This window comes from Roseisalinus antarcticus, from assembly GCF_900172355.1.
GTDB lineage: Bacteria > Pseudomonadota > Alphaproteobacteria > Rhodobacterales > Rhodobacteraceae > Oceanicola > Oceanicola antarcticus_A.
Genome location: NZ_FWFZ01000014.1, coordinates 1 through 14,418 on the forward strand (window position 1 = coordinate 1; position 14,418 = coordinate 14,418).

Genomic DNA, 14,418 nt, shown 5'->3' on the forward strand with positions numbered 1-14,418 from the left:
GCTCGAACGGGACAACGGTAGATTTGGCCATGGTGGCATATCCTTTCTCTCTGAGAACGACGGCATCTTGAACACCGCCATGATATGCCGCCTACTTCAGACCATCACCAACTTTCGGGCATAACTCCTGCATGGTTCACAACCCCCGAACCAAAGCGGGCTTGATGGGCAATCCGTAATGGCTGCGCGACGCTCGGATGGCGCGGCGATGGCCCTGTTGTCCAGATAGCCATGGCGTTCCCCGCGTCGATGGCCGATGTGCCCCGCGTGGTATTGGTTTCATCCGTCGCAACGGGTTGCGGTGGCGTGATGCGCCGCGTGAGCATGGCCCGCAAAAGACGCTCTGCAACCGCCGGAAAAGGTGGAGAGATATGCGCGTGTTCGCGCGGATCATGACGGGGCTGGCGGCGCAAGCACCGGACAACACCGTGATCTCGATCGATGCGGCCGACCTCAAGGCACATCGTGCGGCCGCGATCCCGGGGTTGAAAAAGGGACGCGTAGGCGTCTGGTCGGTCGCACGAAGGCTGGCATGAAGACGAAGTTGCATGAAGTGACCGACGCAGGAGGGGGGCCAATCCAGGTCTTCGCAACGGCCGGACAGGTCAGCGACCATACTGGAGCAGGGGCGCAGCCGAGCGGCCGCCCATTGGCGACCGGGGGACCGGGGCCATGATGCGGACCGGTTCCGCGCCGCCCTTGTCGACAAGAAGACAACGCCCTGCATCCCCGGCCGGATGTCACCCGAGGACCCCGTCATCCGCGACAAACGCCGCTACCGAAAGCGCAACCGGATCAATTTCATGTCTGAACCTCTGAACCTCTGAACCTCTGAACGTCTGAACGTCAGAAAGACCGAAGTCCCGTTGTCTTCCGCCCGGCCATTGCTCTCGCCGCAACCGTCATCCTCCGGATATGAGCCCTGAGCCTCAGCTCTGGGGCGGCGAGCCCAGGGAAATCTTTGAGATCCCGGGTATTTATCGTCAGTCGAGCCGGGCCGCGCAAGAAATGGATGGTTGGAGCCACGTCCCGCGAACGGCATCGGGTCCGGCAAGGTCGTTGATGACAATTGCGGATGTCAGTCCTAGCCTGGGAGAATGGCGATTGGCCCCCGGAGCGACGATGAATACGACCTGATCGTTGCGGATCGTTTCGCGATGCTGGCAGATGACGCCGCCGGACGGCCCTGCAGCGAGGCTGCGCATCGCCTGGCACTTCTGCCGGTGCTGAACGGCCGGTCGTAGGGGTCGGTCGAGTTCAAGCACCAGAACATCGGCGCGGTCCTGAAGGGGCTCGGAGAGGATTGGATCCGAGGCTGCAAACCGGCCTTCATCTTTCAGATGTCGCTGGTAGACGCCGTTGTCCGGTGGTTGGCGCGGCACCAAGATTGGCTGGGCCGGCTGCGCGGCAGGCGGACCGCCGATGGCCTCTGCGAGGCCGCGGAAGCCTGGGTCGGGCCGCCGCCCACGCTTTCCAACCAGCCGCCGCCGCAGGAGCTGGACCAGATGCTGCACATCGCCCGCAAGTTCGACGTGGCGGGGCGCGACGCGCGCAACCGTGCGCCTTGCCGTGCGGGCGAGGAGCGGGTTCTGGCCCATGAGCGGGCGGCGCTGCAGGCCGCAGGGCGGGACGACCTGGCGCTGAAGGTCCGCCGGGTCTCCGAGGAGGATGGCGACGGCGCGGGCTACGATATCGCCGGCTTTGCGCCGGACGGCCGGACGCCCGGACCCGTCTGATCGAGGCGAAGATTACGACCGGCTGGGAGCGGACGCCCTTCCACATCAGCCGCAACGAGCTGGTCGACGCGGATATCAACGGGCGGGATCATCGGCCGCATCCGGGCTGCCGTCAGCAAGGAATCCGGCAGGGGCAGGGCGGACGATCCCGCCTAGGGCCTGTCCGTCGCCGCGGTCACGGCGATCTCGGCCAGCCAATCGGCATTGGCAAGGCCACAGACAATCAGCGTGGACGCGGCGACGTGTCCGTCGAGCACACGGTCCCGCACGTCGCGGGCGATCGGCACCGCCGCGCGGTCGCTGAGATAGACACGCATGTCCACGATGTCGGTGGGTGCCATGTCGGCGGCCTTGAGGATCGCGAGCACATTGGCCCAGGCCTGTTCGAGTTGCGCCTCCATCCCCTCGGCCAGCATGCCCTCCGGCGAAATCCCGAGCTGCCCCGAGATGTGCAGGGTTCGGGCGCCGGCGGACACATGCATGGCCTGAGCGTAGTTGGAATTCGGCTTGGGGGCTGCTTCGGTCTTGATCTCCTGGATGGGCATGGCTCTCTCCTCCTGATATCCGGGCCCATCGTGACATGTAAGGCGACGCGCGAGAAGCCGGGACCGGAGCCACCGACAGGGTCTACGCCGTTTATCCTCGTCGATATCGGCGAGGCGACCCCGCCCCAGATGGCCGAAGGGCCTCGCCTGCCAGACCAATACCATCGCGGGATCGGTCGCAGGTCGGGACGCGGCAGAGGGGCCGACCGCGGCCATGGCCCAGCCGGGCGGCGCAAGGGAGGTCTCCGACTACGCCGGCATCCGGCTCCATGGCTCGGCCGGCAACACCACGCCCGAGCTCTGCGACGAGGTGATGGGGGTGAATTTGCGGGGCGCCGGCGTGATGGCCCCTGCACCGCTGCCGCAACTCGCCGACCGACCTCAGCCATCCCCTGCGAAACCATCCGGGTGGATTGCGGCCTGATCGCGCGGTTGAGCGGCCCCCCGAACTGAGAGGACAGGCGACATGACGATTGCGGATATCAAGGCGTCCGCGGTTACGATCCCGCCGGAGCCGCCGTGGCGGTCCTGGCGGTGCCGCTGTGGGCACTACCCGTTGCCGACCGACCTACCGTCGCGGCCCATTGCGAACATCCTTGAACCCAAGTGCCAAGGGCAACTTGCCCCGCCGACTGCGCGGCATTTTTTTACCTTCCGAGCGGTCGAATACGCGGTTCAATACGCTCTGGCACGTTGTAAGCTTGAACCGTGATGGAAATTTCGCGGTTGATGTCATCTTTGTGGCCGAAAAGGTAGGTCCAACTGCTTTCCGAACGCTGCTTCACCAAATTCTTGAAGTTTGCGTGGTTCGGAGTGCTGCTGGAAATCTTCTCAAGAACACCCGTGAAGTCTTTGTTTCGACTAAACATAAGGACTGCGGCTTTTGTGTCGCGCCAACTCAGATAGGAAAGCACTTGGTCCAACGTTTCTAGATACGCCTTCTCGCCAGTCCAGAACTTGCATTCACCAATGAAGATGTTTCGCCCTTCGGCCTTAATTAGAATGTCGGTTTTACCTTCGTAGTTGAAGGTTTCTCTGGTGGCGTCGCCAAAATAGTGGCCATTCAACTGGACAAGGAAATGCGTTCGCAGGCTTTCTTCGTCGATTTCTCGGAAAGCACCGGGACTTTGCTCCATCACGCTGACCATGTTTTCGAGCACCGTCAATATGTGTTCGTAGTCTTCGACGGTAAGCGTCGGTTCGGGAGTGTAGGGTGCGCGGGATGCGGAAGGTTTCGGCGTGGCCGGGCGGATTTTTCTCCGGACCTGCGGAGCGGCGTAGGTTTCGGATGCACCGGGGCGTTGCTTCATTTTGAAGCCCAAGCCCGCGACCAAAGACTTGTCTTTCAGAAGTTTTTCCTTGCGTCGTTCGATAGTTTGGGTCGCAAGGGCTTCAAGCCCGGCGTTGTAGCCACGCGCATCGTTGCGCAGCCATTCAAGGTGTTCATTCAGTCCAGAAATACGTCTGTCGATCTCACTTTTCACGCGGTCTGGTGTCAGGTAGTACCGGAAATGGTGAACTTGATTGCATTCGCGGCAACCGTGCCGCGCGGCTTACCTGTGCTCCAAGTCGTAGGCTGTATATCGAACCCAATCTTGTTGCCGGAGTAAGGAATCTCTACGTCCAGTGCTGTGCCAGTCATGTAGAACGGGCGCGAACGGTCATGTATCAATCTGTTTCTGTCGTGGCTGACGTCGATTTGGATTTCACGTTGATCCACCAAAAGGTCGTCAGAATGAATGGTGGGGGTATCGAAAGCGCATTGCTCCGCGTAGTAGCGTGCCAAGTCGGTTGTCGAAGTATTTAGGAGTTCGTCCCCGTCCATCGCTTCAATCGCAGACACCATCTTTTTCTTCCAAGCATCCTGTGTTGAGTGCCAGTCCCCTTGGTTGAAAAGCAGATCATTTGACCCTGAATTATAGCCGCGCATTACAAACTCGCATTGTGTGTGAACTCTTGCGACCAACTATATGTTGAGTAGGGCCGAATGCCAACGCGCAACTTACGCAATCAAACCTGCAAGAACAGCGGCTGAAAAGAGTAGTAGAGCGGTGGTAAATTTTGCGAATCGCCGAATTTCTCAATGAAATCAAGGGAAAATGGCGGAGAGACAGGGACACTCCACCATTTTCCTAAGTCGTTGACTTAACTGGACATCCAAGCGCGAAGGTTGCTCTGGTGTCTCACTTGACGCCCCACTTATGGTCCACGAGTGCTGTTTCTGTCAACCGCCCTGTGTTGTCTCTGCTGGCCTTCTTATCGTCCTATAGGTAGGGCAAGTGCACGTCTGTGCCCTTCTTTTTCTCCTCTGGTGTGCCCGAATTGAAACCGGGGCGTGTCTCTGTCCGGGCGAGTGGGGTATGGGGGAAGTCGGCGCGGCTTGGTATATGTATACGACCACGAAAAAATATGTCGAGATTTTACGATGACCAAAGAACCCGAGTCTGCATTCGCTTTGAAGATTGCAGCGAAAGCAGCAAAGTTGCCCAGCCAACTAGGGGATCAGTCGTGGGCCTTTGAGCCGTATCTAGTGGTGTCAAATCCTAATGCACAAAACTTTATCGACTTGCTGATGGATGACGTGTGCGCGGACTGGACAGCGGCATTCTCCGAGCGCAAGCCAAGCCCCAAAACCCAACAGAAGTTTATCGACTGCGGCAGCGCGATCCTTGCGAACCTGATGCGGGCAAAGTGCAACAAATGGCCAACGACAATAGGCATGTATCGCAGTCAGGGCGCTTTGGACCGTGAAAGACGATACCGGCCACAATATATGTCCGCTGACCGGTTTGTAGCAGTTCAAGATTGGCTTATTAAAGCTGGCCATATTGAGATGGTCAAGCGCGGCTTTAATCTTCCCGGCCATAGTCAAACCAGCCGCTTTGCGTTGACTGACAAAGGCGAAAGCGAACTGCAAGTGGAGGATTGGACCTTTGCCGACTTCCAAGTGGACAGGGGCAAAGAAACCATACGCATGAAGGACACCAAAGATCGGCATTGCGGATATGATGACGCGCCTATGATGACAGTTACGGGACTGATCAGGAAAAGCACTTCATTAAATACATGCACGATCAGGAAACCCGGTTGCACGGCATCTATGACGACTTTTACCTGCTGCGGAACGAAAAGGCGGTCAAGCTGTACGACTTCGACACCGGACGCGCCTTTGAACCCGACTTCGTTCTGTTTCTGCGTAAGAAGGGGCAAGAGGGCAGCACGATGTTGCAGTTATTCATCGAACCCAAGGGCGACCAGTTGCGTCCACAAGATGACTGGAAGCAAGACTTCCTTGCGCAAGTTAAGGCCAAGGCCAGACTTGAGACGGTATTCCAAGGTCGGGACTATACCGTTCTTGGATTGCCCTTTTTCAATGAAACGGGGCAGACTAACACCGACTTCAAAGCCGCATTCGAGACTGAGGCGCTGGGCGCATAGCCCGGTCCCATCTGTCTATATGTGAGCGTCTATCTAAATGTGGGGGATTGGTGGTCTAAATAATGGTTCCCCCATTACTGGGGCAAATAAGCGGGGCCGGTGCGCTCATTTTGACATCTTGGCCAACCTGTCCACGATCTCGGTCGGATCGAAGCCCAGCACCTCACCCAGCTTGACCAGTTCGACTACATCCACGCGGCGCTGACCGCTTTCCAGCCGCGCAATGAAGGACTGATAGACCTTCATTCGCTCCGCAAGCTCCACCTGCTTCAAGCCTGCCTCGCCCCGCTTCTCGACGAGATAGCGGATAAGAGCATCATGCCTTTGATCTCCAAGAGTTTTAGGCATGAACGCCCCATGCTGTTGCACTGGGCGCGTTGACTATATCTCAAAACTAGGTATTAATCTGGATATTGACGGCCCTTGATGCCCGGTGTCGGGCTGTGCCGGGCGCGCGTGTCAGTTTCACTATCGGAGTGCCCCATGAGCCTCGACAACAAGTCACCTGACCACCACATCGCCTACGGTGCCGCGACCGAAGGTGTCGCCGCTGCAAGTGCCAGCCTTGGCGTGATCGGGCGCTATTGGTGGAATCTACAAATGCAACTCTTGGTCGCCACCGGCACCATGCGGTTATTCCGGGCGTATTGGTGGCTGTTTCTCGTTGCCGGTTTCTTGCTCTTGGCTTTCGTCATGCCCTTGGGCGTTGCTTTCGTGGTGAGTGCCTTTTGCGCAGGCGCAATGAACCCGAAAGCAGAAGACAACTTCATTGTGCCGCTCAGGCCACAACACGTAGACATCGGCTCTGAAGAAGAAGACGAATTTACAGAAAAAGAAGTACTTCAAGACCTGATAGACGAAGCGGAAACGCGTCACATGGGATATCTCAAAGTCGCAGATCGCGGTATTGCAGACCTCAATGACGTAGAACTTGCAGCTACCGCCTTGGGGGCTTTTGATGGGACACTTCGCGCCTGCCCATGGTTCATTGAGTTGTGCGGCGACGAAGTGCTGGATTACGGCCCTGCCTTTGTGGTTATCCGTTTAAAACGGCTTGGGCGGTATAAGGAAGGTGATGAAGACTGGTTAGAGCAAGTCATGCTGGAACCCAGAACTTCCGAAACATTGAAGCCCTTGCGGCTTGATGCCGAACGTTTTGTCTACGAAAATGAGCCCGTGGAAACGCCTCAGTCTGACGATTTGGAGCATGTTCAAGATGCAGCGGCCATTCACCATCTTGGGTATCTCAACGCAATAAAGCGTGACGTGGACGAGAAAGAGTTTGCTGCCGCCGCGCTTGGCGCATTCGACGGAACGGTGCAAGCATGTGGCCTTCGGCTGTCCGATCTTGATATGCACACCAACGGTGTGGCGTTCATCCTCGCACAACTGACACGCCTTGAGCGCATCGACATTGACAGTGTCGATCCTGACTGGATTGCAGAAGTTACCGACGAAGCGATGACTTCCAGTGCACTCGAACCGATCCGCGCCGAAGCTGGCCACTTTGCCTTCACAATGGAAGGGGCCATGCGGTTTGGCCCCACTCAGTCACCTTGATCGTTGGCAGATCATTTTTGTGGCACGCCTAGCGCAAAGTGATTTTTTCAATGGCGTCTTTCTTCTGCGCCAGCGTGTACCCCTCGCCAAAGTACCCGTCCGTTACCGTGTCGCGTTCATGCCCAACAATCTCTTGAACAAGCGACAACTCGGCGCTGGCTTGTCGCATCCGGGTAATGGCGGTGTGTCGTAGGCTGTGGAAGACAAGCCCGTCTTCTTTCATGCCGATCTTGGTCAGGAACGTGCCGAACCAACGGCCCAGATTGCGGCCATAGCCTTCCTTGGTATTATGCGTGAACGACATGAACAGGCGCGGTTGCTTGGCGCAGCCTTCAACCCATTCAAGAAAGCCTAGCTTGACCAACTCGGAATGGACGGGCACGCGGCGCTTGGCGGCAGACGACTTGAGACTTTTGTTTTCACCATCTGCGTTGATGTCGATGTACCAGATACCGTCCTCGCTCCGAATGTCAGACGGCACCAGTTGCGCGACTTCCCGCAACCGTGCCCCGGTGAACATGGCGAGAAGCGTTCCCCACTTGTGATCGTCTTTCTTGACCAACCCGGAGCGGTTTTCCGTCAACTCGGCATAGAGGCGGGAAAGCTGTTCCTTGCTGTAGGCTTTGCGCTTCTCGGCGGCTTGCTTGGCCTTTGCAACCTTCATGCCGTCGAACAGCTTGTACGGCGCACGACCATGCCGTTCTGCCCAATCCCAGAAGCGGCGGAACATGTCGATGTAACTATTGACGGTCTTCACGCCCATCTTGGGCAAGCCGGGTACGGCGATTGCGTCCTGTAAGCTCAGGTTCCGGGTTTCGGGCTTGGTCTTGCGGTTGGCGGGCAGGGCTTGCACCAGCTTTTTCATGTCAGCGGCGTCTTGGCGGCTGATCTGGTCCATCGGGCAATCCGGTCCGAAATGCTCCACCAGCACGGCGAGGTAGGCGTCGGCCTTTTTCCGCATCTCGATAGACCATTGCGGCCCATGCTCGGCTTTGAAATCCGAGATAGCCGCGCTCAGAGACGCGGAGCGGGCCTGTGGTGGCCTTGACGCGATCTCGTTGGGCTCTGAGAAGGAAAAGCCGTCAAGACACTCAGCGCGGCTTAGAAACGCCTTGATCTGGTCCCTGCGGGCCTTGCGCATCCATTCGCGTAGATCGGGCTCGTTTTCGGCCCAATCGGCGTCGGACAATCCCGCCGAGGCGCGGAAGCCTTCAACGGACGCGCCATCAAGGTAAAGGTCGGAAAGGTCATCAAAGCCACCTATGGCGTCTTCGTGCACGTCCAGTTCTTGTTTAAGAATGTCGAGGTGCCGGTCTGGCCAGCCAGTGTTGTTCAGTCGTTCGACATATGCGTCTAGTGCGTTAGCAAAATAGCTTCGCACCATATCCCGCATCTCGTCTTGTCTGAGCCTAGCCAATGCTTTATTATCCCGAACCAATCGTCCGCATGATGCAAGATGACGGGCAAGATCGCCAGCCCGATCTGGGCACTTGGTGCGTAGGGAAATCCTGACGGTCCGGCGGCTTTGCCAGTTAACGGAAGGCAAAGGCCAGCGGAAATAGTAGACGCCATGCCGTGACGGCGAAAGGAATGCGGACAGTTTCATGGGCGTGGTGCTCCACTTTGTGTCGCACTTGCCTGCCCAACTCTTAAGTCATTGATTTATAAGGAAATGGCGGAGAGACAGGGATTCGAACCCTGGGACCCCGTGAAGGGTCAACGGTTTTCGAGACCGCCCCGTTCGACCACTCCGGCACCTCTCCGCGGGGATCGTGGGCGGCGATGTAGCCACAGGTTCGGGTCGGCGCAACCCCCAATCTGATGCGGGGCGGGCCGCAGGCCCGGGACTGGCGCGGTCATGCGGGGGGGCGCACGCGGTCGCGGGCAACGTGCAGGGGCACAGGTTGCGGGGGTGCAGGCGATCGCCAGCAAGGTGTGCGGCCGAATGCTACGAAGAGTCGTGTGTGCGGCCGAATGCGACCGAGGTCGGGGCCGATGGCGGGACAGGGCGGGCCGGAAAGCGGGGCGGGGCGGAAAGCGGGGCGGCGCAGGAGGCCGCATATGGGGCAGCGGCGGGCTTGACAGGAGGGGCAAAGGGAAGGATAAGCCGCGCTCCGGATCCGCCTGGCGGGTTTCGGATAGATGTAAACACGTCCCCTCAGCCGGGACGCGCAGTCACAGGGCAGGCCCATGGCCTGAAACGCCCCGCAGCGGGGGGCCCGAGGACGCGGGACATGAAGGAAAAGACTATGTTTGCGGTTATGAAAACCGGCGGCAAGCAATACAAGGTGGCCTCCGGCGATATTCTTCGCGTGGAAAAGCTGGCCGCCGATGCGGGTGAAACCGTCCAGTTCAACGATATCCTGATGATCGGCGGTACCGTTGGCGCCCCGCTCGTCGAGGGGGCAGGCGTCCAGGCCGAGGTGATCGACCAGGTCAAGGGCGTCAAGACGATCAACTACGTCCGGCGCCGGCGCAAGCACTCGTCCAAGCGGACGAAGGGCCACCGCCAGCAGCTGACGCTGATCCGGGTGACCGAGCTTCTGGAATCGGGCGCGGACGCCTCGGGCGTGAAGGCCGCCGTGGGCGCGGGCTCCGTGTCCGCCTCCGCCGTTGCGGCCGCCGCCCCGGCGCCGAAGGCCGCGAAGCCCGCCAAGAAAGCCGCGCCGGCAGCCGAGGCCCAAGCGGCCGACGCCACCGGCACCAAGCCCGGCAACCTTCTGACCGAGGCCCGCGAGGGCGGCGCCGACGATCTCAAGAAGATTTCCGGCGTCGGCCCGAAGCTGGAAGGCCTGCTGAACAGCAACGGTGTCTTCCACTTCGACCAGATCGCGGCCTGGGGTCCGGAAGAGATCGTCTACATGGACGATCTGCTGTCCTTCAAGGGACGCATCGAACGTGATAACTGGATCGCGCAAGCCACCGAGTTCGCCGCCGAAAAGGAGTAACACCAGATGGCACACAAGAAAGCAGGCGGGTCATCCCGCAACGGGCGCGACAGCGCCGGTCGTCGTCTCGGCGTCAAGAAGTTCGGGGGAGAAGTCGTCATCCCCGGCAACATCATCGCGCGTCAGCGCGGCAACAAGTACTGGCCGGGTGCCGGTGTGGGCCAAGGCAAGGATCACACGCTCTTCGCGACCGTCGAAGGCAACGTGACCTTTCACAAGGGCCTCAAGGGCCGCACCTTCGTCTCCGTGCTTCCCGTTGCCGAGGCCGCCGAATAAGCCGAGATTGACAGATCAGAGCTTTGGGGGATCGGCGAGTAGGCCGGTCCCCTTTTGCGTTTCTGGGCCCTGGCGCGCCGCTGCGCCATCACCCGGTCATCTTCCACGAGTATCCGGCGGCACAGGGCGCGGTCCTCCGGGGCTGTGGATCAGGAGGGACAGCGTATGTTTGACACCGATACCGACCAGCCGACCATTCAGGCCGACCGCTTCGTGCTGCGGCCGGTGCGAAAGTCCGACGTTGGGCTCGTCTCGCTCTATTGCGGCGAGAAGCGCATGGCCGAGATGACCCGGTCCGTGCCGCATCCGCTGCCCCCCGGCGCCGTCGAAGCGATGATCGAGAAGGCCCGCGCCGAGGGGCGCAAGGAGGATCTCTGGGCGATCGACGGCCAGGCCACCGGGCTGGCCGAGGTCATCGGCCTCATCTCGCTCGAACGGCTGGACCGCGAGCAATCCGAGATCAGCTTCTGGATCGCGCCGTCGCTGTGGAATTCCGGCCTCGCGACCGAGGCCGTGCGGGCCCTGCTGCAGGCCAACCCCCAGCGCGCCAGGCAGATCTTTGCCGCCGTCTTCCAGGACAACCCGGGATCGGCGCGGGTGCTGGTGAACTGCGGCTTCGACTATCTGGGCGATGCCGAGGCCTGGTCCGTCGCGCGCCGGGCAATGGTGCCCACATGGACCTACATGTTCAAGCCGGGCGGATGACGCCCGAGCTGCGCACCGGGCGGCTGGTTCTGCGTGGCCTGCAGCCGGGCGACGCCCCGGTGATTGCCCGTCTGCTGAACGATCTCGAGGTCAGCCGCTGGCTCAGGGTCGTGCCGTTTCCCTACTCCGCCGGGATGGCGCGGGAGTTCATCGCGACGGCGCGGCCGCCGGGGCAGCATGTCTGGGCGCTGACGCGGAACGACACGCCCCTCGGCGTGATCGGGCTGGAAGAGGACCTGGGCTATTGGCTCGGCCGGGCACATTGGGGGCAGGGGCTGATGGCCGAGGCCGCCGCGGCCGTCGTCGCCCATTGGCACACCGACAGCATCGCGCCCGCCCTGCGCTCGGGGCACTTTCCGGGCAATGACCGGTCCCGGGCGATCCTGCTTCGCCTCGGCTTTCGGGACGGCCCGGTGGAACCGGTGCAGTGCCGCGCCTCGGGCGGTGAGGTCGCCCTGCAACGCATGGTCCTGGAGCGGGCCGATGACCGAGGGTGAAACCACCGCCCGGCTGACCCTGCGCCCGCTCGGCCCGGACGACGCGCCTGCGCTGCACGCGATCGTCTCGGATCTTGCCGTCGTGCGAGAGCTCGGCCCCTTCTGGTGGCCCCTCGATTTCGACAAGACCGCCAGCCGGGCCCGGCCCCATATCGGCGACGGCTTCGTCTGGGGTCTGTTCGAGGGCGATACGCTCATCGGCAGCGTCGGCGTCACCGGCGGCGAGATCGGCTACATGCTGCGGCAAGACCGCTGGGGGCGGGGCCTGGCCCGCGAGGCGGCGACCGCGGCGCTCGACCGGGCCTTCGGGCCCATGGCGCTGCAACAGGTCGGGGCCCGGGTCTGGGCGGACAACGCGCCCTCGCTGGCCCTGCTGCACCGCCTGGGCTTCGTCGAGACCGGCCGGCACACCGAGATGGCCCCGGCCCGCGGCGTGCGGACCGCGGGCGTCGACCTGCGCCTCGACAGCGCGGCATGGCGGGCCTTGAGGGGGCAGGGGGAATAGCGTAAGCCCCGCCTTTGAACGCGCAAAGGCTGCCACGATGAAGTTTCTTGATCTCGCCAAGGTCCATATCCGCTCCGGTTCGGGCGGAAACGGCTGTACCTCGTTCCGGCGCGAGAAGTTCATCGAATACGGCGGCCCCAACGGCGGCGACGGCGGCGGCGGCGGCGATGTCTGGGCCGAGGCGGTGGACGGGCTCAACACCCTGATCGACTTCCGCTATCAGCAGCATTTCTTTGCCAAGAACGGCCAGGCCGGTATGGGCAGCGCGATGACGGGCAAGACCGGCGACGACATCGTGCTGCGGGTGCCCGTGGGGACCGAGATCCTCGACGAGGACGAAGAGACCGTGATCGCCGACATCACCGAGGTCGGCCAGCGCGTGCTTCTGGCGCGTGGCGGCAACGGCGGCTGGGGCAACCTGCATTTCAAATCCCCCACCAACCAGGCCCCGCGCCGCGCCAACCCCGGCCAGCCAGGTGTCGAGCGCACGATCTGGCTCCGCCTCAAGCTGATCGCCGACGTGGGCCTGCTGGGCCTGCCCAACGCGGGCAAGTCCACCTTCCTCGCCGCAACCTCCAACGCGCGGCCCAAGATCGCCGATTACCCCTTCACCACGCTGGTGCCCAACCTGGGCGTCGTGGCCGTGGACGGGCGCGAGTTCGTCGTGGCCGACATCCCCGGGCTGATCGAGGGCGCCTCCGAGGGCCGCGGCCTGGGCGACCTCTTTCTGGGCCATGTGGAGCGGTCCTCGGCCCTGCTGCACCTGGTCGACGGCTCCAGCGGCGATCCGGTGCGCGACTGGCAGACCATCGTGACCGAGATCGAATCCTACGGCGAGGGGCTGGCGGACAAGTCGCGCGTGACCGCGCTGAACAAGATCGACACGCTCGACCCAGAGGAAAGGGTCTTCATCCGCGACGAACTGCAGGCCGCGGGGGCAGAGAACGTGCTGCTGATGTCCGCCGTCTCGGGCGAGGGCGTCCGCGAGGTGCTGCGCGCCCTCGCCCGCATCGTCCACAAGGAGGCCCGGCCGGGCGGCGAAGGCGACGATGAGGGTCAAGAGGACGGACAATGGCACCCCTGAGCACCGCTCGGCGGATCGTCGTCAAGATTGGCTCCGCGCTTCTGGTCGACCGCGAGACCGGTGCGCTGCGGGGGGACTGGCTGCACAGCCTCGCGACCGATGTGGCCACCCTGCGCGGAACGGGGGCGGACGTCATTCTTGTGTCCTCCGGGTCGATCGCGCTGGGGCGCGGGGTGCTCGGGCTCGGGGGGCGCGATCTCGCGCTCGAACAATCCCAGGCGGCGGCGGCCGTCGGCCAGATCCGCCTGGCCCGCGCCTACGAAGAGGCGCTGGCCCCCCATGGCCTGATCGCCGCCCAGGTTCTGGTGACGCTCGAGGACAGCCGCGACCGCCGCCGATATCTGAATTCCCGCGCCACCTTCGAGACCCTGCTCGGGCTCGGCGCGACCCCGATCGTGAACGAGAACGACACCGTCGCCACCGACGAGATCCGCTACGGCGACAACGACCGCCTCGCGGCCCAGGTCGCGGTCACCACCGGCGCCGATTGCCTGGTGCTGCTGTCGGATGTCGACGGGTTCTATTCGGCCAATCCGTCCCAGGATCCCGACGCCAGGCGCTATAACGTGATCGACCACATCACCCCCGCGATCGAGGCGCAGGCCGGGGACGCGGGCTCGGGCCTGTCCAAGGGCGGGATGAAGACCAAGCTGATGGCGGCCCGGGTCGCGACCGAGGCGGGATGCGCAATGGCGATCACCCTCGGCTCGCCCCTCAACCCGCTGCAATCCCTGCGCGACGGTGCGCCCGCCACCTGGTTCACCGCGCAGACCACGCCGCAGGCCGCCCGCAAGCGCTGGATCGCCGCGATGAAGCCGCTGGGCGAGGTTACGGTCGACACCGGCGCCGCCCGGGCGCTGGCCGGCGGCGCGAGCCTCCTGCCCGCCGGGGTGCTCGCCATCGCCGGCAGCTACGAGCGCGGCGACCCGGTGACGATCCTGGGCCCCGACGGCGCCCGCCTGGCCGCCGGGCTCACCCGCTACACCGCAGCCGAAACCCGCATGATCCGGGGCCGCAGGACGGCTGACATCGAGGCCGTGCTGGGCTACAAGGGCCGCAGCGTGCTCGTCCACCGCGATGACATGTCCAGCTGACCCAGGCCTCCGATGGCCATTCATCTTGGC

13 protein-coding genes, 1 tRNA gene and 3 pseudogenes are annotated in these 14,418 nt (G+C 62.3%); 11 read left to right on the plus strand and 6 right to left on the minus strand.

Annotated elements, in window-relative coordinates; all coding sequences use genetic code 11:
* The first annotated feature begins 197 nt into the window (after window positions 1-197).
* A pseudogene (locus ROA7023_RS13360) lies at window positions 198-919 on the plus strand (IS5 family transposase).
* A 178-nt stretch (window positions 920-1,097) separates the two neighbouring features.
* Window positions 1,098-1,810: pseudogene (locus tag ROA7023_RS13365) on the plus strand (protein NO VEIN domain-containing protein); the annotation flags it as partial.
* A 78-nt stretch (window positions 1,811-1,888) separates the two neighbouring features.
* On the opposite strand, the gene ROA7023_RS24460 reads toward ROA7023_RS13365, so the two are convergent.
* The 3 genes from ROA7023_RS24460 to ROA7023_RS24825 form a co-directional block, all read right to left on the minus strand.
* On the minus strand, window positions 1,889-2,281 hold the full coding sequence (locus ROA7023_RS24460) for a RidA family protein (RefSeq protein WP_159458506.1): 393 nt from the start codon (window positions 2,279-2,281) through the stop codon (window positions 1,889-1,891).
* A gap of 647 nt (window positions 2,282-2,928) precedes the next feature.
* Entirely contained in the window at window positions 2,929-3,765 is an 837-nt protein-coding gene (locus ROA7023_RS13380) for a hypothetical protein (RefSeq protein ID WP_200812515.1), read from the minus strand.
* A gap of 11 nt (window positions 3,766-3,776) precedes the next feature.
* The gene (locus ROA7023_RS24825) at window positions 3,777-4,211 is read right to left on the minus strand and encodes a hypothetical protein (protein WP_200812516.1); all 435 of its coding nucleotides are present in this window, start codon (window positions 4,209-4,211) and stop codon (window positions 3,777-3,779) included.
* A 1,103-nt stretch (window positions 4,212-5,314) separates the two neighbouring features.
* On the opposite strand from ROA7023_RS24825, the pseudogene ROA7023_RS13385 reads away from it, so the two are divergent.
* A pseudogene (locus ROA7023_RS13385) lies at window positions 5,315-5,719 on the plus strand (HI_1054 family type III restriction endonuclease); the annotation flags it as partial.
* A 105-nt stretch (window positions 5,720-5,824) separates the two neighbouring features.
* Here ROA7023_RS13385 and ROA7023_RS13390 read toward each other — a convergent pair.
* Complete coding sequence (locus tag ROA7023_RS13390) at window positions 5,825-6,067, minus strand: helix-turn-helix domain-containing protein (protein WP_085879549.1); 243 nt, start codon at window positions 6,065-6,067, stop codon at window positions 5,825-5,827.
* A gap of 135 nt (window positions 6,068-6,202) precedes the next feature.
* On the opposite strand from ROA7023_RS13390, the gene ROA7023_RS13395 reads away from it, so the two are divergent.
* A complete protein-coding gene (locus ROA7023_RS13395; protein ID WP_085879550.1) occupies window positions 6,203-7,279 on the plus strand; it encodes a hypothetical protein in 1,077 nt (358 codons plus the stop codon).
* A gap of 28 nt (window positions 7,280-7,307) precedes the next feature.
* Here ROA7023_RS13395 and ROA7023_RS13400 read toward each other — a convergent pair whose 3' ends face one another.
* Both ROA7023_RS13400 and ROA7023_RS13405 read right to left on the minus strand, forming a co-directional pair.
* Window positions 7,308-8,885: a site-specific integrase gene (locus ROA7023_RS13400; RefSeq protein ID WP_085879551.1), complete on the minus strand. Its 1,578-nt coding sequence runs from the start codon at window positions 8,883-8,885 to the stop codon at window positions 7,308-7,310.
* 67 nt (window positions 8,886-8,952) lie between these two features.
* A tRNA-Ser gene (locus ROA7023_RS13405) sits at window positions 8,953-9,042 on the minus strand.
* A gap of 486 nt (window positions 9,043-9,528) precedes the next feature.
* On the opposite strand from ROA7023_RS13405, the gene ROA7023_RS13410 reads away from it, so the two are divergent.
* From ROA7023_RS13410 to proB, 7 genes are all read left to right on the plus strand, one after another.
* The gene (locus ROA7023_RS13410; RefSeq protein WP_085879552.1) at window positions 9,529-10,227 is read left to right on the plus strand and encodes a 50S ribosomal protein L21; all 699 of its coding nucleotides are present in this window, start codon (window positions 9,529-9,531) and stop codon (window positions 10,225-10,227) included.
* A gap of 6 nt (window positions 10,228-10,233) precedes the next feature.
* Entirely contained in the window at window positions 10,234-10,503 is a 270-nt protein-coding gene (rpmA, locus tag ROA7023_RS13415) for a 50S ribosomal protein L27 (RefSeq protein ID WP_085879553.1), read from the plus strand.
* A 165-nt stretch (window positions 10,504-10,668) separates the two neighbouring features.
* Window positions 10,669-11,208: a GNAT family N-acetyltransferase gene (locus ROA7023_RS13420; protein ID WP_085879554.1), complete on the plus strand. Its 540-nt coding sequence runs from the start codon at window positions 10,669-10,671 to the stop codon at window positions 11,206-11,208.
* A complete protein-coding gene (locus ROA7023_RS13425; RefSeq protein ID WP_085879555.1) occupies window positions 11,178-11,705 on the plus strand; it encodes a GNAT family N-acetyltransferase in 528 nt (175 codons plus the stop codon). Before ROA7023_RS13420 ends, ROA7023_RS13425 begins: the two co-directional genes overlap by 31 nt.
* Window positions 11,692-12,210, plus strand: a complete 519-nt coding sequence (locus tag ROA7023_RS13430; protein WP_159458507.1) for a GNAT family N-acetyltransferase — start codon at window positions 11,692-11,694, stop codon at window positions 12,208-12,210. The genes ROA7023_RS13425 and ROA7023_RS13430 overlap by 14 nt, the downstream gene beginning before the upstream one ends.
* Window positions 12,211-12,247: 37 nt before the next feature.
* Window positions 12,248-13,294: a GTPase ObgE gene (gene obgE / locus ROA7023_RS13435; RefSeq protein WP_085879557.1), complete on the plus strand. Its 1,047-nt coding sequence runs from the start codon at window positions 12,248-12,250 to the stop codon at window positions 13,292-13,294.
* The gene (proB, locus tag ROA7023_RS13440; RefSeq protein ID WP_085879558.1) at window positions 13,282-14,388 is read left to right on the plus strand and encodes a glutamate 5-kinase; all 1,107 of its coding nucleotides are present in this window, start codon (window positions 13,282-13,284) and stop codon (window positions 14,386-14,388) included. Before obgE ends, proB begins: the two co-directional genes overlap by 13 nt.
* Window positions 14,389-14,418: the final 30 nt, after the last annotated feature.